Here is a 22,768-nt window from a genome sequence, read left to right as displayed (position 1 = left end):
GAAAAACATAAAGCTGCCAGTGGCAGCTTTATGAGGCGAGGCCCGAGAGATTGCCCTCTGAGGCCTGAATCTGTTGGTGGAGAGGAGGAGGATCGAACTCCCGACCTTCGCATTGCGAACGCGACGCTCTCCCAGCTGAGCTACCCCCCCAACGAAGCTTGCGACTATAGCAGCGGATTTCTGGATCGCCAACGGACGAGCAGGGCGGTGCTCGCGATTCGCACGAAATGCGACGGCGGGATCACCAGCGGCAGCCGCGATCCCGCGCCGCATCGCGCACCAGCGGGACGACCGCGAGCAGCCCCTTGTCCGCATACGCCTTGCGGCAGTCCTGCTGGCCCGCCTTCTTCATTTCCTCGGCGAGCGCGTCCTTGTCCACCGGTGGCTTGGGGATCGCCTGGATGACGCCGTAGGCGTTGCCGCGCGGCAGCGTCGGACCCCGCGATTGACGCGGGTCGAGGTTGAGCTTGGGCGCGTTCGGCGGCGTCGAGGCGGGCGTGGCGACGTCGTGACCGACGCGGGATCCGGCGTCCGGCGCGCCGACGCTGGGTTGCGTCGTCGTTGGTGTCGTCGAGCCGTCGAGCGACACGCGGTTCGCGGGAGCCTGCGTCGGGGAGGGTGTCGGAGCGACGCGGGATTGGGGCGTGCTCGATGGCGTCGTCGTGGGCGAGGCGGTCACGGCGGCGGGTGGTGCCTGCGTTGGCGTCGGCGTCGGCGTCGGCGTCGGCGCGGCCGTGGGCGCCGGGGGCGCGGTCGGCGCGGGCGCCGGCGTTGGCGCGGCCGTCAGCGGAGGGAGCTCGGTCGGCGCCTTCAGCTCGGAGGGGACCGGCGGCAAGGTCTGGGTCCGATCGACCGGCGCGCGATCGATGCGGCGCACCGTGGTCTGTGTCTCGCTGAGCATCGGCGCCGGACGCTCGGGCAACTGCAGTGCGGAGGAGGGCGCCTGCAGCGCGTCGGCGGGCACGGTGGAGCGAGCCGGCGCGGTGTCTCGCGCGGGCGCGATGCGGCTCGGCGCGACCGTGGCCGAGTCGCTGGGCATCGTCAGCGGGGCGGGGGTGGGCGCGGGGACTTCCGCGGGAGGCGCGGGCGTCGGCGCGGGTATCTGCGCGGGTGTGGGCGCGGGCGTTGGCGAAGGCGTCGGGGAGGATAGGACGGGCGGTTCCGGCGGTGCCGGCGTGGGCGACGGGATCGGTGCGGGCGAGGTCGCGGCGGGTGGGGCCTGGCGCTCGGCGGGGGCGTCGCCGGTCAGCTCGTCGCCCGGCTGTTTCTGCCACTGGCCCTGGCGCGCGGCGCCGGGTGTCTTGCGCGCTTCCGGCGTCGGCGGATGGTCCCGCACCGTGCCGCCGAAGCGCTGCTGCTTCGCCTCGCCGATCGGGCCGCGCTCGGGCAGCACCACGGCGGGCTCGCCGGAGCCGGGCTCGTCGCGGTCGCCCTGGAGCCGGATGTTGAGCGGTCCCCACAAGCCCTCGCCGGGCTTGGCGCTGCCGCCCGGCGCGTTGCCGATCACCAGCACCAGCAGCACATGCAGCAGCACCGCCAGCAACAGGGCCTGGCCCATCTGGTCGGGGGCGCGGAGCGCGGGAGCCTGAGCGGGATCGAGGACAGCGGACAAGGTGGATCGCGGCGGACGGACGCTGGCGCGCAGCATAGCCGGGATCGTCGGGCGTCGTGTCAGGACTTGTCTCTGTCGGGAGGTGCCGCGCGAGCCGCGTGGGCCGGCTGCGCGCTTGCGCGATGCGCGGGCGGAGCGCCCGCGGCGAGGACCGCTCAGGTCCCCGGGTTGGCCTGCGTCAGATCGGCGCGGCGGGCGCCGGTGAAGCGCTTGGCCCAGTAGGCCTCGCGCATGTCCTCGACGCGGACGGCACCGCCGACACGCGGCGAGTGGATGAACTTGCCTTCGCCGACATAGATGCCGACATGCGAGAAGGTCTGGCGCATGGTGTTGAAGAACACCAGGTCGCCGGGCTTCAGGTCTTCCTTCTTGATCGGGACCAGGCTGGACAGCTTGGCCTGCTCGTCCGCGCGGCGCGGCAGCACCAGGCCGACGCTCATCTCGAAGATGTGGCGCGTGAAGCCGCTGCAGTCGAAGCCGTTGGACACCGAGTTGCCGCCGCGCTTGTAGGGCACGCCCAGGAAGTTCATCGCCGACAGGACCAGGTCGGAGGCCTTGTCGCGGACCTGGTTCAGCAGGCCGTGGTTGACCGGCGCGGCCGTATCGGCCGATGGTGCCGACGTGGTCGATTGCGCTTGCGCGACGATGCCGCGCTGCTGCAGGAATCGCGCGACCGAGTCGCCGGCGTTGCCGCCCGCCGCGCCCATCATCGCCGTGGGCGGCAAGGAAGCGTTGGCGGTCGACGGCGACGGGGGCTGGGCGGGCGTCGCGGCGGCCAGCGTCGCAGCGGTGCCGGCGGCGGCCACGGTCGCGGCCGTCGCGGCGGCCGGCGAGCGCATCAGGCTCTGGCCATAGGCGCCCATCATCGTGCCGGCGGGCGGGGCCGCGTCGGCGCGGAGGTCGCCGCGGGGTTCAGATCGGGTCTCGGTCCGGCCGTCGGCCTTGGCGTCGGCGACCTTCACGTCCGGCTTCGCGGCCTGCGCCTGATCGTTGCCCGAGGTCCTGTCGGCGGTGGCGCCCCTGGCGCTGTCCTTGGTCGCGACCTGACCCTGACGGGCCTGCTTGGCGGACTTCGCGACCGGCTTGTCGGCCTGCTTCCTGGCGGCCGGTTTCGCGCCGGGCTTGCTCGCCTTGGTCGACTTGGCGTCGGCCGTCGCGGTGGATTTGGTGGACGACGTCGACTGTTGCGCCCAGCAACTTCCGCTCGCCAGGACGCAAATCAGCCCCAGTGCGGCCATGGCGCGCTGGAGCGGTTGACGTCGGGAGGCGGGGGGGAAGGAAGGAGCAGTTCTCATCGTCGTTGGGCGCGGAGATTAAAAACCATCTCGACGCCGGTCAAGCGCGAATGCCCGCAAGAGCGCGCCTGGCTAGGGAAAGTCCGGGCGTGGCCACGTGACCGTCCCCAGGAAAACCCGGATTGGACCATAGCCTCGTGACGAAACGGTGTGAGCGTTCGTGTCCGAAGCTTTCAATCGTTCTGCAATCCGTGCGTAATCCGCGCAAGCGGAGGTCGGGCGCGGTCAGGGTGACGTCAGACCCCGTGCATGAAATCGACGCGAACCGTCGGAGGCCGAGCGAAGAGGGTCTCGCCCGGATCGCCCGCACGACACGAAAAACAGCGAAGACAGCGGAGACATCGCATGAACAGCCCCATCGACGCGACCTGGCGCGCCTTTCATCAGCGCTCGCTCGACGACCCGGACGGGTTCTGGGCCGAGCAGGCCCGGCTCGTCGACTGGGAGCGCGACTTCGACCAGATCTGCGACGCGAGCCGTCCGCCATTCGCCCGCTGGTTCGTCGGCGGGCGGATCAACCTGTGCCACAACGCCGTCGATCGGCATGCGGCCCGGCGACCGGACGACGCGGCGTTGATCTGGGTGTCCACCGAGGTCGGCCAGGAGCGCGTCTACAGCTTCGCGGCGCTGAAGGACGAAGTCGAGGCGATGGCCGCGATGCTGCGCGAGGGCGGCGTGGGCGTCGGCGACCGCGTGCTGATCTACATGCCGATGATTCCCGAGGCCGCCTTCGCGATGCTGGCCTGTGCGCGGATCGGGGCGGTGCACTCTGTGGTCTTCGGCGGCTTCGCGAGCCAGGCGCTGGCCGACCGCATCGACGATGCCGAGCCGGTGATGATCGTCAGCGCCGACGCGGGCAGCCGCGGCGGCAAGGTCGTGCCCTACAAGCCGTTGCTGGACGAGGCGATCCGGATCGCGTCCCACCAGCCGTCGCGCGTGCTGATGGTCGATCGCGGGCTGAGCGCGTTCCAGCCGGTCCAGGGCCGCGACCTCGACTACGCGGCGCTGCGCGCCCGGCTGCTCGGCACGCGCGTGGACTGCGAGTGGCTGCCCTCGGACGCCATCAGCTACACGCTCTACACCAGCGGCACCACCGGCAAGCCCAAGGGCGTGCAGCGGGACGTCGGCGGCTACGCGGTCGCGCTGGCGGCGAGCATGAAGCACATCTACGAGGGCCGCGCGGGCGAGACCTTCTTCTCGACCAGCGACATCGGCTGGGTGGTCGGCCACAGCTACATCGTCTACGGCCCGCTCATCGCCGGCATGGCCACGTTGATGCACGAGGGCACGCCGGTGCTGCCCGACGCGGGCATCTGGTGGCGGCTGGTCGAGCGTTTCAAGGTCACGGTGATGTTCAGCGCGCCGACCGCGGCGCGGGTGCTGAAGAAGCACGACATCGAGCATCTGAAGCGGCACGACCTGTCGTCGCTGCGGACGCTGTTCCTCGCCGGCGAGCCGCTCGACGAGCCGACCGCGCGCTGGATCGCCGATGCGCTCGGCAAGCCGATCATCGACAACTACTGGCAGACGGAGACCGGCTGGCCCATCCTGACGCTGGCGCGCGGCGTGGCGCCGGCCGAGGCGAAGTTCGGCTCCCCCGGCGTGCCGATGTATGGCTATCGCATCGAGCTGCTGGACGAGCGGACCGGCGAGGTGCTGACCGAGCCGAACCAGAAAGGCCTGCTGACCATCGCCGGGCCGCTGCCGCCGGGCTGCATGCAGACGGTGTGGCGCGACGACGAGCGCTTCGTGCGCACCTACTGGTCGGGCGTGCCGGGCCGGCAGGTGTATTCGACCTTCGACTGGGCCCTGCGCGACGAGGACGGGTATTACTTCATCCTCGGCCGCAGCGACGACGTCATCAATGTCGCCGGCCATCGGCTGGGCTCGCGCGAGATCGAGGAGTGCATCGCCGGCCATCCGGCGGTGGCCGAGGTCGCGGTGGTGGGGGTGGCGGATGCGCTGAAGGGTCAGGTCGCGACGGCCTTCGCGGTGCTGAAGGATCCGGCCGGCGCGGCCACGCCCGAGGCGGCCCTGCGGCTGGAGGGCGAGATCCTGCGCCGCGTCGATCAACTGCTGGGCGCGGTGGCGCGGCCGTCGCGGGTGCGCTTCGTCACGCTGCTGCCCAAGACCCGCTCGGGCAAGCTGCTGCGGCGCGCGATCCAGGCGGTCTGCGAGCATCGCGACCCCGGCGATCTCATCACACTGGACGATCCGTCGGCGCTGCAGCAGATCCGCGACCTGGTCGGCTGACGACGGCACGGCCGCGTCGCGAGGCCGCGAGCCTCGGCGGCGGGGGCGGTCGCGCAGGCGCCGGGAGGGCCGCCGGCGGTGTCGCGCCGGACCCGTGGCGCGGCTCCCACGTCGAGGGGCCAGGACTTTCGGGACGGGGCATGGGCGGGCGGAGAATGCGCGCGCCGTCGCGGTCGACCCCGTGGTCGCGCCGCACCTTCCGACCAGGAGATCCCATGTCCAAGAAGAACGCCCTGATCCTGAGCGCCTGCGCGTTGATCGCGACGCCGCTGTGGGCGCAGTCCGCCGCGCCGGCGCTGCCCACGCCCGCCTTCCCGGCCTTCGCCGACGCCGCCGCGGTGGGCAAGGCCTGCGACGCCGGCCTGCGGTCGGCCCGCGCCGACCTGAGCCGCCTGGAGCGCCGCAAGGTCGACGCCGGCTGGATCGGGGCCTACGACGAGACGATGGCGCGCCAGGAGGATGCCCGCGGCCCGGTCGACTTCGTGCTCAACGTCCATCCGGACAAGGCGGTGCGGGACGCGGCGCAGGCCTGCTCGCTGCGCTGGGCCGACTTCGCCAGCGCCTTCGGCCAGAACGAGACGATCTACCGCGCGCTCAAGGGCGCGCCCGCCGCCGACGCGATCGACCGCGAACTGGTGCGGGTCTCTCTGGGCACCTTCGAGGACGGCGGCGTCTCGCTGCCCAAGGCCAAGCGCCAGCGCGCCAAGCGGATCCTGGATCGGCTCAATGAGCTGGACCAGCAGTTCAACAAGGCGATCCGCGACGCCGACGTCAAGGTGACCTTCACCGAGGCGGAGCTCAAGGGCGTGCCCGAGAGCGTCTGGAAGGACAAGCCGCGCGACGCGCAGGGCCGCGTCGTGCTGGGCGTCGACTATCCGAGCTTCGTGCCGGTGATGCAGAACGGCGAGGACGCCGGCGCGCGTGAACGCATGTTCCGCGCGAAGTACACCGAAGGCGGCGACGCCAACCTGAAGCGCCTGGGCGAGATCGCCAGGCTGCGCAAGGAATACGCCGGGCTCTTCGGTTACGCGGACTTCGTGGACTTCAACCTGCGCCGGCAGATGGCGAAGGACTCGGCCACGGCCTGGCGTTTCCTGGACGAGGTGAAGGGCGTCGTCACCGATGGCGAGCGCGCCGACCTCGTCGAGCTGCGCCGCGCCAAGGCCGAGCATCTGGGCACGCCGTTCGAGACCACCGTCGTGCAGCGCTGGGACAGCGGCTTCTACACCGAGCGCATCCGCCGCGCGCGGTTCTCGGTCGACCAGGAGGCCTTCCGGCAGTACTTCCCGCCGGCCGAGAGCCTGGCCTTCGCGCAGCATGTCATCGATCGGATGATGGGCGTGAAGCACACCGAGGTGCCCAACCGCGATGTCTGGCATCCGGAGGTCAAGACCTTCGTCGTCAGCGACGCCGCGAGCGGCCAGGCGATCGCCACGCTCTACGTCGACCTGTACCCGCGCGAGGGCAAGTACAACCACGCGGCCGTCTGGCCGATGCGGTCCAGCAGCACCCGGCTGGATCGGCACCCGTCGTCGGCGCTGGTGGTCAACTTCGACCGCAAGGGGCTGACGCTGGACGAGCTCGAGACGCTGCTGCACGAGCTCGGCCACGCGGTGCACAACAACCTGTCGAGCACGCGCTACGCGGTGCAGGGCGGCACCGCGGTGATGCACGACTTTGTCGAGGCGCCGTCGCAGATGCTGGAGGACTGGGTCTACGACAAACGCGTGCTCAAGCTCATGGCCGACGTGTGCCCGACCTGCAAGCCGGTGCCCGACGCGCTGATCGCGCAGGCGCGCGCGGCCAAGGACTATGCCAAGGGCTCGCAGTTCGGGCGGCAGCATCTGTACGCGAGTTACGACCTGGCGCTGCACGGCAAGGACGTGCCGGACCCGATGGCGCTATGGGCGCGCATGGAGGGCGCCACGCCGCTGGGCTACGTGCCCGGCACCATGTTCCCGGCGGGCTTCGCGCACATCGCCGGCAGCTACGGAGCCGGTTACTACGGCTACCTGTGGAGCCTGGTCGTCGCGATGGATCTGCGCACCGCGTTCGAGGCCGACAAGCTCAGCCCCGAGGTCGGCAGGCGCTATCGCGACACCATCCTGTCGCGCGGCGGCGAGCGGCCGGCGACGGAGCTGGTGCACGACTTCCTCGGGCGCGACTCCAACGCGAAGGCGTTCTTCGACTATCTGAAGCAGTGAGGCGCGGTCCCGGCGCGTGGCGAGGGCGAGCCCGGGAGGCCGTGGCGCGCCTGCCGCCCGAGCGCCCGCGCTGAGCGGCCCTTCCGGCGCGGCAGGCGCGAGAGGCCTGCGCGCCCGGGTCGTCAACCCGGCAAGGTGCCCCGCCAGTCCGATCGGATGAACTGGATTACCGCGTCCTCGTGATGCGGTCCGATGATGCGGTGGGCCGCCTGCTTGACGTCGTCGCTGGCGTTGGAGACGGCGACCGCATGGTGGGCGGCCTTCAGCATCGTCAGGTCGTTGACCTGGTCGCCGAAGACCACCAGCTCGCGCTCGTGCAACGCGTAGCGCTGCGCCAGCGTGGCGATCGCCTGGTCCTTGCTGGCCCGTCGGTCGTGCACGTTGAGCCACGGCCAGCCCGGCATGTAGAGGTCCTCGGCCAGGTGCGTCGTGACCAGGTCGCCGCACAGCGCCTGGATCTCCGCCTGCAGTGCCGCCAAAGGCTCGGCGCGCGCGACGACCAGCAGTGTCACCAGCGGATCGACGAGCTCGTCCTGCAGCCGCTCGGCATGGCGCAGCCGCGGGTCGGCGTTGCGCTGGCGCTCGGTGACGAAGCGCTGTTGCCCTTCGTTCTGGACTTCCTGCCAGAAGAGCTGGTCGCCCTTGGGGCCGTGGGTCGCGACGAACGGCATCAGGCCGTGGCGCCGCACCAGCGCGAAGATCGCCTGGCCCAGCGCCGGCTCCATCGCGTTGACCAGCTCGTGCCGGCCGGTGCGCAGGTCGCTGATGTAGGCGCCGTTGGAGGACACCACCGGCAGCGCGATCGGCAGCCCGTCCAGGATGCGGGCGATCGACACCACGTGGCGCGCGCTGGCGACGGTGAAGGCCAGGCCTTCGGACAGCAGCTCGATCAGGCCGGCGCGGGTGGCGGCGGAGAGCCTGGCCTGCGGGTCGAGCAGGGTGCCGTCCAGGTCGGAAACATAGAAGCGCATGGGGCGATGGTGAGAGCGATGGCGTGAGCGGTGCGAGGGCCCCTCGAAAGGCCCTTTGGGAGACGGGTCGAAGGCGATGGCGCGAGCGGCGTCCACGCGACGGGAGGGCCGTGCCGGCGCCGCGGATGAGCGACATTCGAACGTCGCCGCGAGGTCGGCATCCTACGCCGGACGCGGCCCGCCGATACTCGCTCCATGGCCTCAGACGCTCCGCCCCCGCCGTCCACCGCCCCCGAGGCACCGGTCCCCGCGCCCACCGACGGGCTGGCGCCGCCCGGGATCGTCGCGCAGGCGCTCGCCGCGACGCCCATGTCGCCCGCCACCACCTCGCCCCCCGCCACGACGTCAACCGCGACGTCCGCCGAGACCTCCTCCGGCGGCGCGGCGCCGCCGAACGCACTGGGCGGCCGGCCGCTGCTGGACGACGCGACCAAGCGCTGGTTGCCGTGGGTCGTGGCGCTGGCGTTCTTCATGCAGACGCTGGACACGACCATCCTCAACACCGCGCTGCCGGGCATGGCGCGCGACCTCGGGGAGGATCCGCTGAAGATGCAGTCGGCGGTCGTGGCCTACCTGCTGACTGTCGCCTTGCTGATTCCCGCCTCCGGGTGGTTGGCGGACCGTTTTGGCACGCGGACCGTGTTCCTGTGGGCGATCGGGCTGTTCAGCCTCGGGTCGCTGGGCTGCGCGGTGTCCCCCAGCCTGCATGCGCTGGTGGTCGCGCGGATCGTGCAGGGGGTCGGCGGGGCGCTGCTGGTGCCGGTCGGACGGCTGGTGGTGCTGCGGGCGTTTCCGAAGGCGGAGTTCCTGGCGGTCATGACCTTCATCAGCCTGCCCGGGCTGGTCGGGCCGCTGCTGGGGCCGACACTGGGCGGCGTGCTGACGCAGTACGCGAGCTGGCACTGGATCTTCCTGATCAACCTGCCGGTCGGCCTGGCCGGCGCGGTCGCCTGTCGGCGCTACATGCCGCAGATCCTCGGGCCCGTCGGGCGGCGCTTCGACTGGGGCGGCTATGCGCTGTTCAGCGTCGGGCTGATGCTGCTGTCGCTCGCGCTGCAAGGCTTCGGCGAACACGTCGTCAGCATGGCGATCTGCCTGGTGATGGGCGTGGCCGGGGTGGCCTGCATGATGGCCTACTGGCTGCACGCGACGCGCACCGAGGAGCCGCTGTTTTCGCCGGCGCTGTTCGCCGTGCCGACCTTCCGGATCGGGCTGCTGGGCAATGTGTTCGCGCGGCTGGGCAGTGGCGCGACGCCGTTCCTGACGCCGCTGTTCCTGCAGTTGGGCCTGGGCTTCACGCCCAGCGAGGCCGGGCTGTCGATGATCCCGTCGGTGCTCGGGGCGATGTTCACCAAGACGCTGGCGATCCGGCTGATCCGCCGCGCCGGCTATCGCCAGGTGCTGATCGTCAACACGCTGCTGCTGGGGGTGTTGATCGCGAGCTTCGCGCTGATTCCCCACGATGTGGGGCATGTCTGGCTGGCCATCCATCTGGGCTTGTTCGGCATGGTCAACAGCATGCAGTTCACGGCGATGAACACGCTCACGCTGGGAGACCTCGACGAGCGCAACGCCAGTGGCGGCAACAGCCTGCTGGCGGTGGTGATGCAGCTGTCGATGAGCCTCGGGGTGGCGACGTCGAGCGCCTTCCTGCTGCTGTTCTCCCATGGGTTGCCGCGCACCGAGGGGCCGGCGATCGTGCCGGCGTTCCACATGACCTACCTCGCGCTGGGGGCCATGGCGGCGATGGCCGCATTCATCTTCTATCAGCTGCGGATCAATGAAGGCGCGGCCGAGGAGTCCGCGGAGTCGAAGCTGACGCCGGAGGACTGACTCGTCAGGCTCTTCTATCGTTGGAACGAAAAAGCCACCCGTTGCGGGGTGGCTTCGTTGGTGCGTTTGTCTTGCGCTGCTCTCGCGCCTGGGACCGAGCAAGGCCGGCGAAAGCCGGGGGGGCTCCTCCTCATACGTCCCCAAATCGTCGGAGTCCCCCCGGCTTCCGCCGACCTCGAAACGCTCGTTTCCTTCGTGCGTTCGGAGGGGAGTGGGCTTGGGCGGGGGGGCACTCCTTCGAGTTAAAGGACTTCGGAGGCGAAGTCCGCGAGGCGAGAGCGCTCGCCGCGGGCCAGCGTCACGTGACCGCTGTGGGCCCAGCCCTTGAACTTGTCGACGGCGAAGGTCAGGCCGGAACTGCCCTCGGTCAGATACGGCGTGTCGATCTGCGCGAGGTTGCCCAGGCAGACGATCTTCGTGCCCGGACCCGCGCGGGTGATCAAGGTCTTCATCTGCTTGGGCGTCAGGTTCTGCGCCTCGTCGATGATCACGTACTTGTTCAGGAAGGTCCGGCCGCGCATGAAGTTCAAGCTCTTGATCTTGATCTTGCTGCGCACCAGGTCGTTCGTCGCCGCCCGACCCCATTCGCCCGCCGTGCTGTCGCCACGCGCCAGCACTTCCAGGTTGTCGTCCAGGGCGCCCATCCACGGCCCCATCTTTTCCTCTTCGGTGCCGGGCAGGAAGCCGATGTCCTCGCCCACCGGGACGGTCACGCGGGTGACGATGATCTCGCTGTAGCGACGCTCGTCCAGCACCTGCGACAGGCCGGCCGCCAGCGTCATCAGCGTCTTGCCGGTGCCGGCCGAGCCGGTCAGCGTGACGAAGTCGCAGTCCGGGTCCATCAGCAGGTTGAGCGCGAAGTTCTGCTCGCGGTTGCGTGCGGTGACGCCCCAGACCGAGTGTTTCTGGTGGCCGTAATCCTTCAAGGTGCGCAGCACCGCGGTCTTGCCGGTGATCTCCTGGACCTTGGCGTACAGCGGCGCGGCGCCGGGGGCCTCCAGGTAGATCAGTTGGTTGACGAGCAGCGTCGGCACCAGCGGGCCGCTGATGCGGTAGAAGGTGAAGCCGCCTTGCTGCCAGCTCTCCATCGTCTTGCCGTGGCGCTCCCAGAAGTCCGCCGGCAGTGCCTGCACGCCGGTGTACAGCAGGTCGGAGTCCTCCAGCGTCTTGTCGTTGCGGTAGTCCTCCGCCGGCAGGCCCAGCGCGCGGGCCTTGATGCGCATGTTGATGTCCTTGGACACCAGCACGACCTCGCGGCTCGGCTGCTGCTGCTTCAGCGCCTGGACCACGCCCAGGATCTGGTTGTCGGCCTTGCCTTGCGGCAGGCCCTGCGGCAACGGGGTGTCGAAGAGCGTGGTCTGGAAGAACAGCTTGCCGCCGGCCTCGCGATGGCCGGTCTCGGCCAGGGACAGGCCCTTGGACATCTCCTCGATGGAGCTCGACTTGAGGCTGGCGGCCAGCGCGTCCAGGTCGCGGCTGACCTGGCGCACGTTGCGGGCAACCTCGGTCATGCCCTTCTTGTGGCCGTCGAGTTCCTCCAGCGTGATCATCGGCAGGTAGATGTCGTGCTCCTCGAAGCGGAACAGCGACATCGGGTCGTGCATCAGCACGTTGGTGTCGAGCACGAACAGCTTCGGATCGCCCGCCGGCCGACGCGCCTTGGCCCGACCGCCGGCGGTTTTCTTCGCGGGCGGTTTGTCGGCGGCCGGGGCCACCAGGGCGAGGGCGGGGGAGCCGCCGCCGCGGGCCTCGATCGGCTCGTTGCGGGGGCGGGGCGTGCCCGAGGCGAAGGATTTCGGGGCCACGGGCGGCACCGACGGCAACGCCAGGCGCGGCGCGACGACCGGCTGTTCGGCCTGGACGACGTTGGCGGCGGCGGTGACGGGCGAGGCCTCGAGCGCGGGAGGGCGTTTGCTGGGCGACAGATCGGTCGCGAAGGCTTGGGAGTCTAGGCGGCTGGCGCGCTTGGTCGGAGGCTTGGGCAGTGGCATGTGCGGGGGTGCGGGGCTTGCGTGATGAGCCTGGGTCCACGCGGACCAGGGGTCATGCCCGAGGCCTGACGGGCGTTGACGATGCCGGAGGTGTCGGCGGCATCGACGGCCTCGGCGTCGTCAGCGGTCCCAAGAAGACAAAAAGCCGCACCGGGGGCGGTGCGGCTCGTCCGTCGAGATTCGTTCGCTGCGATCAGGCACAGGGGCATCAGCCGATTATGCACAACTCACGGCCACCGCCGATGACGCGAATTTCAAGGGCGGCACATGGCCCCAGGACGAGGCTGCCGCGCGACATATCGCTGCGGGCACGCGAAAAACAAAGCCGGCCGCGGCGTGCGCCGGGCCGGCTGGGCGGATACTCGTCGGCCCGCCCCGATCACCGCTGGCGGACCGCGGTCGGAGCAGGGCGCCCGGAAGCCGGGATCAGCCGATCAGGCCGTTTCCTTCTTCAGCGCCTTGACGGCCTTCAGGACTTCCTCGACGTGGCCGGCAACCTTGATGCCGCGCCATTCTTCGCGCAGGACACCTTGGGCGTCGATCAGGAAGGTCGAGCGTTCAATGCCCTTGACCTTCTTGCCGTACATGATCTTGTTCTTCACCACGCCGAACATGTGGCAGAGTTTCTCTTCGGTGTCGGCGATCAGGTCGAACGGGAGTTCCAGGTTCTGTTTGAACTTGTCGTGCGAGATCATGTTGTCGCGCGAAACACCCAGCACGACGGCGCCGGCCTTCACGAATTCCTTGTGATGGTCGCGGAACTGCATCGCTTCTGTGGTGCAGCCCGGGGTGTTGTCCTTGGGATAGAAGTACAACACCACGACTCGACCGAGAAAGGCCTGGGGTGTGAACTTCACGCCTCCCGTGGCAAGAGCTTCAATGTCCGGAAGGGGTTTGTTGAGCGCTGGCGTCATGTGGCGTTCTTCAGAGAGATGTGCCCGGGCGGGCATAGCCAACGATTATACGTTGAATGGGTTGTTCCTCGCCCCGACCCACAAGGACGAGTCATGTGCTCCCCAGAGAGGGGGAGAGGCGCCCGTTCAAGTCTCGATCAACAACGCCGCCAGCACCGCGCGGCCTTCGCTGGCCAGCACGTTGTAGGTGCGGCAGGCCGCGCCGATGTCCATCGTCTCCATGCCGATGCGGGCCTGGATCAGCGCGCGGTACAGGTTGGGCCTGGCGAAGCGGATCCTGGGGCCGCTGCCGAAGATCACCAGCTCCGGCTTGAGCGCGAGGATGCGCTCGAAGTGGGACTCGGCGAGGTCCTCGAAGCGCGTCAGTCGCCAGTCTTCCGGCTTGCCCTGCCAGGGCACGAGCACGCTGTGGCGGTGCTCGACGCCGTTCACCCACACGCAGGTGCCGTCGTGCCTGGAGATGTTGTTGCCGCCCTGCGGCTGGTCGAGTTGAAATTTCATTGAGGCTGATTTTGGCAGCGACGCAGGCTCGCGCGGCGACGGCGCGCGATTACCCGCGATTACCCTGTGTTTAAATCGTGAGCCCGATTTTCCCCTCTGAAACCGCGATCCGGCCTCCTGCCCCGGACCATCGCCTGGAGTCATCTTGAGAACCGTCACCAAGTCCAGCAAGTTGGCCAACGTCTGCTACGACATCCGCGGACCCGTGCTGGACAAGGCCCGGCAGATGGAGGAAGAGGGCCAGAAGATCATCAAGCTGAACATCGGCAATATCGCCGCCTTCGGTTTGCAGCCGCCGGATGAAATCGTCCAGGACATGATCCGCAATCTGCCCGACGCCGCCGGCTATACCGATTCCAAGGGTTTGTTCGCGCCCCGCAAGGCGGTCGTCCATTACTGCCAGGAAAAGGGCATCCAGGGCGTCGGCGTGGACGACGTCTATCTGGGCAACGGGGCGTCGGAATTGATCGTGATGGCGCTCAACGCGCTGCTGGACAACGGCGACGAGGTACTGCTGCCGGCCCCCGATTACCCGCTGTATACGGCCGCCGTCGCGCTGTCGGGTGGCAATCCGGTGCATTACGTCTGCGATGAATCCAGCGACTGGTTTCCGGACATCGCCGACATCCGCGCCAAGATCACGCCGCACACGAAGGCGATCGTCGTCATCAACCCCAACAACCCGACCGGCGCGCTGTATCCCGAGCCGCTGCTGCGCGAGATCGTCGAGATCGCCCGCCAGCATCAGCTGATCATCCTGGCCGACGAGATCTACGACAAGACGCTCTACGACGGCCACGTCCACACCAGCATCGGCGCGCTGTCCGACGACGTGCTGACGCTGACCTTCAACGGCCTGTCCAAGAACTACCGCAGCTGCGGCTATCGCGCCGGCTGGATGGTGGTGTCTGGCGACAAGCGGCACGCGCTGGACTACATCACGGGGCTGAACATGCTGGCCTCGATGCGCCTGTGCGCCAACACGCCCGGCCAACTGGCGATCCAGACGGCGCTGGGCGGCTACCAGTCGATCAAGGACCTGGTGGCGCCGGGCGGCCGGCTGGCGCGTCAGCGTGATCTCGCCTACGAGTTGCTATCGCAGATTCCCGGCGTCAGCGTCGTGAAGCCGAAGGCGGCGCTGTACATGTTCCCCCGCCTGGACCCCAAGATCTATCCGATCGAGGACGACCAGCAGTTCGCCTACGAGCTGCTGGCCGAGGAAAAGGTGCTGATCGTGCAGGGGACGGGCTTCAACTGGCAGGCCCCCGATCATTTCCGGCTCGTTTTCCTGCCCAACACGGACGATCTCCGTGAGGCCGTCGGCCGCATCGAGCGTTTCCTGGCGACCTACCGCAAGCGCCACGCACGCTGACCCCTCGACCCTCTGAAAGACACTCGACCATGAATCCGATCAAAGTTGGCCTGCTGGGCATTGGCACCGTCGGTGGCGGCACGTTCCAGGTGCTGCGCCGCAACCAGGCGGAAATCCGCGGACGCGCCGGCCGGGGCATCGAGATCGCGATGGTGGCCGACCTGGACGTCGAGCGCGCGCGCAGCATCGTCGGCGACGCCTGCACGGTGGTGTCGGACGCGCGCGAGGTGATCGCGAACCCCGAGATCGACATCGTCGTCGAGCTGATCGGCGGCTACGGCATCGCCAGGACGCTGGTGCTGGACGCGATCAAGGCCGGCAAGCACGTGGTGACGGCCAACAAGGCGCTGCTGGCGGTGCACGGCGGCGAGATCTTCGCCGCCGCGCGCGAGCAGGGCGTGATGGTCGCCTTCGAGGCCGCGGTGGCCGGCGGCATTCCCATCATCAAGGCGCTGCGCGAGGGCCTGACCGCCAACCGCATCGAGTGGATCGCCGGCATCATCAACGGCACGACCAACTTCATCCTGTCGGAGATGCGCTCCAAGGGCCTGGACTTCGGCACCGTGCTGAAGGAAGCGCAGCGCCTGGGTTACGCCGAGGCCGATCCGACCTTCGACATCGAGGGCGTGGACGCCGCGCACAAGGCCACGATCATGAGCGCGATCGCGTTCGGCATCCCGGTGCAGTTCGACCAGGCGCATGTCGAGGGCATCACGCAGCTGCAGGCGACCGACATCAAATACGCCGAGCAGCTCGGCTACCGGATCAAGCTGCTGGGCATCTCGCGCCGGCGCGACAACGGCATCGAGCTGCGCGTGCACCCGACGCTGATCCCGTCGAACCGCCTGATCGCCAATGTCGAGGGCGCGATGAACGCGGTGCTGGTGCAGGCCGACGCGGTCGGCACGACGCTGTATTACGGCAAGGGCGCCGGCGCGGAGCCGACAGCCTCGGCGGTGATCGCCGACCTGGTCGACATCACGCGCCTGGCGACGGCCGATCCGGACCACCGCGTGCCGCACCTGGCCTTCCAGCCGGACGCGATGAACAACACGCCGATCCTGCCGATGGACCAGGTGCAGACGGCCTTCTACCTGCGCCTGCGCGTGGCGGACCAGGCGGGTGTGCTGTCCCGCATCACGACCATCCTGGCCGAGCACCAGATCAGCATCGACGCGGTGCTGCAGCGCGAGTCGGCCGAGGGTGAGAGCCAGACCGACCTGATCATCCTGACGCACGACACGCAGGAAGGCCGCATGAACAAGGCGCTGTCGCAGATGCAGGCGCTGGAGACGGTGCTGGCGCCGATCGTGAAGCTGCGCAAGGAAGAGCTGGCGTGAAGTACCTCAGCACCCGCGGCGACAAGACCGAGCGCCACTTCAGCGACATCCTGCTGGAAGGCCTCGCGCCGGACGGCGGGCTGTACCTGCCCACGTCCTACCCGCGCGTCGATGCCGCGACGCTCGCGCGCTGGCGCGGCCTGTCGTATGCCGACCTGGCCTTCGAGATCCTGTCGCTCTACATCGACGACATCCCCGCCGCGGACCTGAAGGCCATCGCCCACCGGACCTACACCGAGGCCGTCTTCGGCACGCCGGCGATCACGCCGCTCAAGCCGCTGGAGCCCGGCCTGGCGCTGGTGGCGCTGTCCAACGGCCCGACGCTGGCGTTCAAGGACATGGCGATGCAGCTGCTCGGCCAGCTGTTCGAGTACGAGCTGGGCCGCCGTGGCGAGACGCTCAACATCCTCGGCGCCACGTCCGGGGACACCGGCAGCGCCGCCGAGTACGCCATGCGCGGCAAGGCCGGCGTGCAGGTCTTCATGCTCAGCCCGCACGGCCGCATGAGCCCGTTCCAGCAGGCGCAGATGTTCAGCCTGCAGGACGCCAATATCCACAACATCGCCGTGCAGGGCGTGTTCGACGACTGCCAGGACATCGTCAAGGCCGTCTCCAACGATCTCGACTACAAACGCGCGCATCGCATCGGCACTGTCAATTCGATCAACTGGGCGCGGCTGCTGGCGCAGGTCGTCTACTACTTCGCGGCCTACTTCCAGGCGACGAAGACGGATGCGGAGCAGGTCAGCTTCACCGTGCCGTCGGGCAACTTCGGCAACGTCTGCGCCGGCCACGTGGCCCGCATGATGGGCCTGCCGATCGCGCAGCTGGTCGTGGCGACGAACGAGAACGACGTGCTCGACGAGTTCTTCCGCACCGGCGTCTACCGCCCGCGCGGCGCGGCGCAGACGCTGGAGACGTCCAGCCCGTCGATGGACATCTCCAAGGCCAGCAACTTCGAGCGCTTCGTGTTCGACCTGCTCGATCGCGACGCGACGCGCGTGCGCCGGCTCTTCGCCGAGGAGCTCGCGACGCAGGGCTTCTTCGAGGTCAGCGCCGAGGAGCGCGCCCGTATCTCGGCGCGCTACGGCTTCGTCTCGGGCCGCAGCACGCATCAGGATCGGGTGGCCACGATCCAGCGCTGCCATCGCAGCTATGGCCAGATCATCGACACGCACACGGCCGACGGCCTGAAGGTGGCGCTGGAGAAACGCGAGCCCGGCATTCCGATGCTGGTACTGGAAACGGCGTTGCCGGCCAAGTTCGCCGTCACGATCGAGGAAGCGCTGGGCATCGTCCCGCCGCGGCCGGCCGCGCTGGCCGACCTGGAGCAGCGTCCCAAGCGTGTGCATGTGATGCCGGTCTCGGTGGACCTGGTGAAGCAGTTCATCGCCGACCATGTCTGACGCCCACAAGCCCGACGCGAACGGCCCCGTGACGCCGTCCGCTGGCGCGGGGCGGGGCCTGATCCCGATGGACGAGGTGATCGAGCGCCTGCTCGGCCAGGTGGCGCCGTTGGGCCGGACTGAATCGGTGACGACGCCGCTGGCGCGTGGCCGGGTGTTGGCGCAGGACCTGGTGTCGCCGCTGGACGTGCCGCCCTACGACAACAGCGCGATGGACGGCTACGCGATGCGCGTGGCCGATGTCGCCGCGTTGGGCGGGGAGGGCGCGGTGCTGCCGCTGTCGCAGCGCGTGGCCGCGGGCTCGGTGCCGGGGCCGCTGCTGCCGGGCACGGCGGCGCGGATCTTCACCGGCGCCACGGTGCCCGAAGGTGCCGACGCGGTGCTGATGCAGGAGCAGTGCGAGGCGATCGCCGATCCGGCGGGGGGGCTCGGGCAGGTGCGCATCAACGGGCCGGTCTCCGACGGCCTGGCGATTCGTCGCCGCGGCGAGGACCTGCGCGTCGGCGAGGTGGTGCTGCGCGCCGGCGATCGACTGAACGCCGCGGCGCTCGGCCTGGCCGCGACGGCCGGCGCGGCGGCGCTGACGGTGGCCTCGCGCCCACGCGTCGCGCTGTTTTCCACTGGCGACGAACTGGTGTTGCCGGGCGAGCCGCTCGGCCCCGGCCAGATCTACAACTCCAACCGCACGACGCTGCACGCGCTGCTGCTGGCGATGGGCTGCGAGGTCCGGGACCTGGGCATCGTGCCGGACTCGCTGGACGCGACCCGGGCCGCGCTGCGCGAGGCGGCCCGGGACGCGGACCTGATCCTGAGCTCAGGCGGCGTGTCCGTCGGCGAGGAGGATCACCTCAAGCCCGCGCTGGAACGCGAAGGCCGGCTCGACCTCTGGCAGATCGCGATCAAGCCCGGCAAGCCGCTGGCGTTCGGCGAGGTGACCCGCCATGGCGGACGCACCTGGTACGTCGGCCTGCCCGGCAATCCGGTGTCGAGCTTCGTGACCTTCCTGCTGTTCGTGCGGCCCGTGCTGCTGCGGATGCAGGGGGCGACGCAACTCGCGTCCCGGGCCTACCAACTGCCGGCCGAGTTCACCTGGACCAAGGCCGACAAGCGCCGCGAGTTCCTGCGTGCGCGGGTGACGGATCAAGGCGGGCTGCAGCTCTTCAACAACCAGAGCTCCGGCGTGATGAGCTCCGCGGCGTGGGCCGATGGCTTGATCGACCTGCCGCCGGGCTGCACGGTGCAGCCGGGACAACTGCTGCGCTTCCTGCCTTTCAACGACCTCTTCTGACGATGACGATCACCGTGCGCTACTTCGCTTCGCTGCGCGAAGCCCTGGGTTCCGAGGAACGCCTGGCGCATGCCGCCGGCATGACGCTGGGCTCGGCCCGCGACATGCTGATCGCGAGCGACGCGGCCCATGCCGAGGCGCTTGCCCGTGGTCGTGCCATCCGCTGCGCGCTGAATCAGCAGATCATGGATGAGGACACGGCGGTGCCGGACGGCGCGGAGGTGGCGTTCTTTCCGCCGGTGACGGGCGGGTGAGGGTCGCCTGTAGCGCCCGTCTTCATGGTCGGGCGCCTAGGGTTCTTCTTCGACAGCAACCACAGCCAGCTTGATGCGGTTCGAGTAATCGACACATGCATGGATCGCATCGCCGAACTCGTCGAGCAAGGCCATCCCGCCAGCGTCATAGTCATTGCTGGCCGACAGAGTCAGCCGCCCGTTTGACCAGACACATGAGATATCGATGTGCCATGGCCGGGCTTTGAACTCATCGAGGACGTCTGCAACGGCTGCTGTGCCTTCGACATCGGTGAGGCCCTCGCAGGCCACGGTGATTCGGTGGTGCGTCATATCGAAGTTCCGACTTGGGCCCAGCAATGTATCCGTCCGCCAAAGTCACCCTGAAGTCCGGAAGCCGACGCCGCGGCTACCGCCTACAGTCGAAAGCCGGTTGGTACATCGCAAAGCCGTCTGAGTCCTTGACGTGTACCGCCGCGTGAACCTCGACCGCCTCGCAAGGCAACTCCGTCACGCCGAAGCGTGGTCGGCGGGAGGCGCTGGTCTCCCAGCCGTACGAGTCCAGAAGTAGCTGCGAGGCGCCATCGGCATCCTTCAAAACGACCACCCACACGTGGGAGTCGATGCCTTGCGCTTCCGACGCCACCCAATAGGCCAGTTGATGCCGTTCGGCGTGTTCAACGCATTTAAGGGCCGCACTGGGATCAGCGCCTAACGCAACGAAGCCACAGTCCCGCGAGCTGTTGGGGACTATGCCTAGCACCGTGCTTTGTGCCGCGGCGTGCCACATCCTCACCTGCTGTTCTCGCAGCGCCGTCATCTCCGCGTGGGACTGCCATGGCCGGCCGTCCAGGCAGACTAGGCACAAGCAGGCTCCCACCCCACTCAGCAGCGAGGTCAGGATGCCGAAGCCGGGATTGACGAACATGGCCTGATGCGGTCGTGGCGTTGGGGCCATGTTGTAGCAGGCCATCCCGGCCAGGCATCCCTTCAATCCCTGAGGCAAAGAGACAGCAATGGCCGGGCGGCGTTCACGCTGTTGGTGACCAGCGATGCGGTAGAAGCTCTCCGATACGGACGGCAGGCTGTGTCGGAAGCCGCTGCAGAACATCACGAAGGTAGGCGTAAGGATCAAGCCCATTGAGCTTGACCGAGTGGATGAGGCTCATCACGGCCGCAGCCCGTTTGCCCGCACGCAAGCTGCGGGCGAACAGCCAGTTCTGTCGCCCCAGCGCAATGGGACGGATGCGGTTCTCCACCCAGTTGTTATCAATCGGCAGATCGCCGTCGTCGAGGTAGCGCGTCAGTGCCGCCCAGCGCTTGAGGCTGTAGTCGATGGCCTGGGCGGTTGCTGAGCCGTCGGGCACTCGCTGTCGCTGCTGCCGCGGCCACTGATGCAGGGCGTCGGCCAGCAGCCGCGCTGCTTGTCGTGCCTGCAGCCGGGCCGCGCTGTCGGAACCGACCACAGCCCGCTCCGCCTCGTAGAGCTGACCGAAGAACTTCAGCGCCTGCTCGCCGACCTGGCTGCCATGGTTGGCCCAGAGCTCGTGGAACTTGCGCCGCGCGTGCGCCATGCAGCCAGCCTCGGTCACGCCCAGCTCGAAGCAGGCCTTGTAGCCGGCGAAGTCGTCGCAGACGAGCTTGCCCTGCCAAGCTGGCTTGCCCGGTGTGCCGCTTCAGCTCTGCATCGTGACGCCGGCGGCTGGCCCGCTTGGCGTCTACATGGTGTCCACCTGACTTACTTGGTGGGCACCATACTGGCCGCGGGTCACGGACGATTCAAGGTGAGTTGGCCGGACTGATACCCAGCGATGCGACAGCAGTTCTTCGATCCTGCTGCTGAAGTGATCCTTGCCATCGTTCGCAGACGATTCAAGACGACATGGCGTGGCGCCTACGTCTGAGACGCGGACGACAGCTGCTGAAGCCTGGGGGCAAGGCAGCTCAGAGGGGTCGTGAAGGCGGTTGCGATGGCTCATTGTTCTACTTGGCGGATTCCGTGTAGCAGAACATCATGTGGCATGATCTGTTCATTCGCCTGTGCCGACACCGAGGCACTTTTCTCGAGCAGGATGGTGCCTCGCTTCAGGCGACTTGAACGCGTGGCGCGGCGAAAGCTGCTCGGGCTTCATGCGGCGACTGTATTAGGAGCGTTGAAGATTCCGCCTGGAAACCGACTCGAAGCGCTCGTTGGCGATCGAAAGGGGCAGTACAGCATCCGCATCAATGATCAGTGGCGAATCTGTTTTGTGTGGCGTCAGGACGGGGCTCACGACGTCGAGATCGTCGACTATCACTAGGACCTCTTATGGCTAAGTTGCTCGACGAAATCCACCCTGGCGAGATTCTTCTCGAAGAGTTCATGAAACCCATGAAGCTGACGGCGCGTCAGCTCGCGGCCGACATCGACGTGCCGCCAAGCCGCGTCAGCGATCTGGTGAACTGTCAACGGCCGATCACCGTGGACACGGCCATGCGGCTCGGCCTGTTCTTCAGCATGGATCCGAGGTTCTGGCTGAACCTCCAGGCCGAGTTCGACATCCGGGTCGCCACCCGCGACCTGAAGCCCATGCTGGAATCCCGCGTTCGCGTGTACCGGCCCAGCGCCCTCACTCCTTGAAATAGACCATCTGGTGCGTGCTCGCGAGCATGTGCCCATCGTCGCTCCAGACCTCGGCGGTCTGGTCGAAGTACCCGTTGCGGAAGTTGAGGCCCCTGGCCAGTCCCAGCACATGCCGGTCGCCTTGCTGCGCGAGCAGCGGGGTGTCGGCGTGGAAGTAGGTCGTCAGCGTCACCGTGCCGATCGGCGCGGGCCTGCGGCGGCGAATGAAGATGCGCGGGAAGAAGCAGTCGCAGATCGCCGCCAGCGACGGGAAGTCGAGGGGGCGCGGCGGCTCGTCGCGGACCCAGAAGCGGCTGATGGAATGGTCCTGCTCCTCGCCGGTGAACGGGCCGGGCGCGAAGCCCGGCAGGAAGCGCATGTTGTAGCGCGAGACCCAGGCGGGGAAACCGGCCTGCGACATCCGGCGCAACGCCGACGCGGGCGGAATGTCCGGGGGCAGTTGGGCTTCCGTCGCCGACCACGTTTCGCGGCGCTGCGCGAAGACCGCGCTACCGGTGGCCGCGACCTCGCCGTTCTGCGTGAGCTCGATCTGCCAATGCTGCGTCGAGCGGTTCGTGCGGGCGGGGCAGGCCTCGATCTCGAAGGCACCGTCGGCCAGCGGGCTTGCGAAGTTGACGGTCAGCGCGATCGGCTCGCCGATGCGCTCCGAATGCAGCAGCACCGCGTTGAGCATCGCCGCGCCGGTCGTGCCGCCGAAAGGCCCGACCATGTTGGCGTAGGCGGCATGCGTCGCGCCGTCGAAACGGTGACCGCCAGCGGGCGCGAGCAGGATGGCTTGGTCGAAGTCGTGGGGCATGAGGCGTTTCGGAAAGTCCAAGGTCGGGCTCGATTCTGCGCATCCTCGGCGTGCGCGGCTGTCACTTCAAGGACCCGTCCGTCCGGCGGAGGGCGCGCGACCGCGATGACCACCACGCCCGCTCGCGTGTGGCGTC

At 68.6% G+C, this 22,768-nt stretch carries 19 protein-coding genes, 1 tRNA gene and 1 pseudogene; 10 read left to right on the top strand and 11 right to left on the bottom strand.

The genetic code is table 11. The features are described 5' to 3' along the window. Positions 1 to 74 precede the first annotated feature (74 nt). The 3 genes from CDN99_RS22005 to CDN99_RS29670 all read right to left on the bottom strand — a co-directional run bounded on the left by CDN99_RS22005 (position 75) and on the right by CDN99_RS29670 (position 2,850). Positions 75 to 150, bottom strand: a tRNA-Ala gene (locus CDN99_RS22005). Positions 151 to 241: 91 nt separating this feature from the next. Beyond that, positions 242 to 1,612, bottom strand: coding sequence for a hypothetical protein (locus tag CDN99_RS28745; protein ID WP_158218923.1), 1,371 nt, complete (start codon positions 1,610 to 1,612; stop codon positions 242 to 244). 155 nt (positions 1,613 to 1,767) lie between these two features. Then, entirely contained in the window at positions 1,768 to 2,850 is a 1,083-nt protein-coding gene (locus tag CDN99_RS29670) for a C40 family peptidase (protein ID WP_310732491.1), read from the bottom strand. 402 nt (positions 2,851 to 3,252) lie between these two features. On the opposite strand from CDN99_RS29670, the gene CDN99_RS21990 reads away from it, so the two are divergent. Both CDN99_RS21990 and CDN99_RS21985 read left to right on the top strand, forming a co-directional pair. After that, entirely contained in the window at positions 3,253 to 5,160 is a 1,908-nt protein-coding gene (locus tag CDN99_RS21990; protein WP_088387047.1) for a propionate--CoA ligase, read from the top strand. Positions 5,161 to 5,375: 215 nt separating this feature from the next. After that, positions 5,376 to 7,364: a M3 family metallopeptidase gene (locus CDN99_RS21985; RefSeq protein ID WP_088387046.1), complete on the top strand. Its 1,989-nt coding sequence runs from the start codon at positions 5,376 to 5,378 to the stop codon at positions 7,362 to 7,364. 122 nt (positions 7,365 to 7,486) lie between these two features. On the opposite strand, the gene CDN99_RS21980 is transcribed toward CDN99_RS21985, so the two are convergent. After that, positions 7,487 to 8,335, bottom strand: a complete 849-nt coding sequence (locus CDN99_RS21980; RefSeq protein WP_088387045.1) for an HAD family hydrolase — start codon at positions 8,333 to 8,335, stop codon at positions 7,487 to 7,489. Positions 8,336 to 8,530: 195 nt separating this feature from the next. Between CDN99_RS21980 and mdtD the strand changes: the two genes are divergently transcribed. Next, complete coding sequence (gene mdtD / locus CDN99_RS21975) at positions 8,531 to 10,168, top strand: multidrug transporter subunit MdtD (RefSeq protein WP_238139651.1); 1,638 nt, start codon at positions 8,531 to 8,533, stop codon at positions 10,166 to 10,168. A gap of 242 nt (positions 10,169 to 10,410) precedes the next feature. Here the strand turns inward: mdtD and CDN99_RS21970 are convergent, their stop codons facing one another. The 3 genes from CDN99_RS21970 to CDN99_RS21960 form a co-directional block, all read right to left on the bottom strand. Next, a complete protein-coding gene (locus CDN99_RS21970) occupies positions 10,411 to 12,159 on the bottom strand; it encodes a PhoH family protein (RefSeq protein WP_088387044.1) in 1,749 nt (582 codons plus the stop codon). Positions 12,160 to 12,593: 434 nt separating this feature from the next. Beyond that, positions 12,594 to 13,073: a peroxiredoxin gene (locus tag CDN99_RS21965; RefSeq protein WP_088387043.1), complete on the bottom strand. Its 480-nt coding sequence runs from the start codon at positions 13,071 to 13,073 to the stop codon at positions 12,594 to 12,596. 126 nt (positions 13,074 to 13,199) lie between these two features. Then, on the bottom strand, positions 13,200 to 13,574 hold the full coding sequence (locus CDN99_RS21960; protein ID WP_088387042.1) for an Mth938-like domain-containing protein: 375 nt from the start codon (positions 13,572 to 13,574) through the stop codon (positions 13,200 to 13,202). 145 nt (positions 13,575 to 13,719) lie between these two features. Here CDN99_RS21960 and CDN99_RS21955 point away from each other — a divergent pair, with 145 nt between their 5' ends. From CDN99_RS21955 to CDN99_RS21935, 5 genes are all read left to right on the top strand, one after another. Next, on the top strand, positions 13,720 to 14,946 hold the full coding sequence (locus CDN99_RS21955) for a pyridoxal phosphate-dependent aminotransferase (protein WP_088387041.1): 1,227 nt from the start codon (positions 13,720 to 13,722) through the stop codon (positions 14,944 to 14,946). Positions 14,947 to 14,975: 29 nt separating this feature from the next. Next, entirely contained in the window at positions 14,976 to 16,286 is a 1,311-nt protein-coding gene (locus CDN99_RS21950; RefSeq protein WP_088387040.1) for a homoserine dehydrogenase, read from the top strand. Continuing rightward, positions 16,283 to 17,692: a threonine synthase gene (thrC, locus tag CDN99_RS21945; RefSeq protein ID WP_088387039.1), complete on the top strand. Its 1,410-nt coding sequence runs from the start codon at positions 16,283 to 16,285 to the stop codon at positions 17,690 to 17,692. The genes CDN99_RS21950 and thrC overlap by 4 nt, the downstream gene beginning before the upstream one ends. Before the next feature lie 67 nt (positions 17,693 to 17,759). Further along, positions 17,760 to 18,980 carry a molybdopterin molybdotransferase MoeA gene (locus CDN99_RS21940; RefSeq protein ID WP_238139656.1) on the top strand — a complete coding sequence of 407 codons (1,221 nt, stop codon included), beginning with the start codon at positions 17,760 to 17,762 and terminating at the stop codon, positions 18,978 to 18,980. Between the two features lie 2 nt (positions 18,981 to 18,982). Then, positions 18,983 to 19,234 carry a MoaD/ThiS family protein gene (locus CDN99_RS21935; protein ID WP_088387037.1) on the top strand — a complete coding sequence of 84 codons (252 nt, stop codon included), beginning with the start codon at positions 18,983 to 18,985 and terminating at the stop codon, positions 19,232 to 19,234. Positions 19,235 to 19,270: 36 nt separating this feature from the next. Here CDN99_RS21935 and CDN99_RS21930 read toward each other — a convergent pair whose 3' ends face one another. From CDN99_RS21930 to tnpC, 3 genes and pseudogenes are all read right to left on the bottom strand, one after another. Next, positions 19,271 to 19,546 carry a hypothetical protein gene (locus tag CDN99_RS21930; protein WP_088387036.1) on the bottom strand — a complete coding sequence of 92 codons (276 nt, stop codon included), beginning with the start codon at positions 19,544 to 19,546 and terminating at the stop codon, positions 19,271 to 19,273. Between the two features lie 76 nt (positions 19,547 to 19,622). Further along, positions 19,623 to 20,141 carry a hypothetical protein gene (locus tag CDN99_RS21925; protein ID WP_088387035.1) on the bottom strand — a complete coding sequence of 173 codons (519 nt, stop codon included), beginning with the start codon at positions 20,139 to 20,141 and terminating at the stop codon, positions 19,623 to 19,625. Between the two features lie 103 nt (positions 20,142 to 20,244). Beyond that, positions 20,245 to 20,865: pseudogene (gene tnpC / locus CDN99_RS21920) on the bottom strand (IS66 family transposase); the annotation flags it as partial. 369 nt (positions 20,866 to 21,234) lie between these two features. Between tnpC and CDN99_RS21915 the strand changes: the two are divergent. After that, on the top strand, positions 21,235 to 21,513 hold the full coding sequence (locus CDN99_RS21915) for a type II toxin-antitoxin system RelE/ParE family toxin (RefSeq protein ID WP_088387034.1): 279 nt from the start codon (positions 21,235 to 21,237) through the stop codon (positions 21,511 to 21,513). An 8-nt stretch (positions 21,514 to 21,521) separates the two neighbouring features. Then, positions 21,522 to 21,833, top strand: a complete 312-nt coding sequence (locus CDN99_RS21910; RefSeq protein WP_088387033.1) for a HigA family addiction module antitoxin — start codon at positions 21,522 to 21,524, stop codon at positions 21,831 to 21,833. Here the strand turns inward: CDN99_RS21910 and CDN99_RS21905 are convergent. Further along, positions 21,823 to 22,632: an acyl-CoA thioesterase gene (locus CDN99_RS21905; protein ID WP_088387032.1), complete on the bottom strand. Its 810-nt coding sequence runs from the start codon at positions 22,630 to 22,632 to the stop codon at positions 21,823 to 21,825. The two genes, CDN99_RS21910 and CDN99_RS21905, sit on opposite strands and share 11 nt — an antisense overlap. Between the last annotated feature and the right edge of the window lie 136 nt (positions 22,633 to 22,768).

Source organism: Roseateles aquatilis, from assembly GCF_002205645.1.
GTDB lineage: Bacteria > Pseudomonadota > Gammaproteobacteria > Burkholderiales > Burkholderiaceae_C > Roseateles > Roseateles aquatilis.
This window is presented reverse-complemented; position numbering and strand designations above follow the sequence as displayed.

What these genes read in the sequence shown, in the direction of transcription:
- CDN99_RS21960 (WP_088387042.1), bottom strand. Translation starts at nt 13,574, where the DNA reads ATGAAATTTCAACTCGACCAGCCGCAGGGCGGCAACAACATCTCCAGG.
- CDN99_RS21915 (WP_088387034.1), top strand. Translation starts at nt 21,235, where the DNA reads ATGATCTGTTCATTCGCCTGTGCCGACACCGAGGCACTTTTCTCGAGC.
- CDN99_RS21930 (WP_088387036.1), bottom strand. Translation starts at nt 19,546, where the DNA reads ATGACGCACCACCGAATCACCGTGGCCTGCGAGGGCCTCACCGATGTC.
- CDN99_RS21970 (WP_088387044.1), bottom strand. Translation starts at nt 12,159, where the DNA reads ATGCCACTGCCCAAGCCTCCGACCAAGCGCGCCAGCCGCCTAGACTCC.
- CDN99_RS21985 (WP_088387046.1), top strand. Translation starts at nt 5,376, where the DNA reads ATGTCCAAGAAGAACGCCCTGATCCTGAGCGCCTGCGCGTTGATCGCG.
- CDN99_RS21905 (WP_088387032.1), bottom strand. Translation starts at nt 22,632, where the DNA reads ATGCCCCACGACTTCGACCAAGCCATCCTGCTCGCGCCCGCTGGCGGT.
- CDN99_RS21965 (WP_088387043.1), bottom strand. Translation starts at nt 13,073, where the DNA reads ATGACGCCAGCGCTCAACAAACCCCTTCCGGACATTGAAGCTCTTGCC.
- CDN99_RS21990 (WP_088387047.1), top strand. Translation starts at nt 3,253, where the DNA reads ATGAACAGCCCCATCGACGCGACCTGGCGCGCCTTTCATCAGCGCTCG.
- CDN99_RS21910 (WP_088387033.1), top strand. Translation starts at nt 21,522, where the DNA reads ATGGCTAAGTTGCTCGACGAAATCCACCCTGGCGAGATTCTTCTCGAA.
- CDN99_RS21935 (WP_088387037.1), top strand. Translation starts at nt 18,983, where the DNA reads ATGACGATCACCGTGCGCTACTTCGCTTCGCTGCGCGAAGCCCTGGGT.
- mdtD (WP_238139651.1), top strand. Translation starts at nt 8,531, where the DNA reads ATGGCCTCAGACGCTCCGCCCCCGCCGTCCACCGCCCCCGAGGCACCG.
- CDN99_RS21950 (WP_088387040.1), top strand. Translation starts at nt 14,976, where the DNA reads ATGAATCCGATCAAAGTTGGCCTGCTGGGCATTGGCACCGTCGGTGGC.
- CDN99_RS21980 (WP_088387045.1), bottom strand. Translation starts at nt 8,335, where the DNA reads ATGCGCTTCTATGTTTCCGACCTGGACGGCACCCTGCTCGACCCGCAG.
- CDN99_RS21940 (WP_238139656.1), top strand. Translation starts at nt 17,760, where the DNA reads ATGGACGAGGTGATCGAGCGCCTGCTCGGCCAGGTGGCGCCGTTGGGC.
- CDN99_RS21925 (WP_088387035.1), bottom strand. Translation starts at nt 20,141, where the DNA reads ATGTTCGTCAATCCCGGCTTCGGCATCCTGACCTCGCTGCTGAGTGGG.
- CDN99_RS29670 (WP_310732491.1), bottom strand. Translation starts at nt 2,850, where the DNA reads ATGGCCGCACTGGGGCTGATTTGCGTCCTGGCGAGCGGAAGTTGCTGG.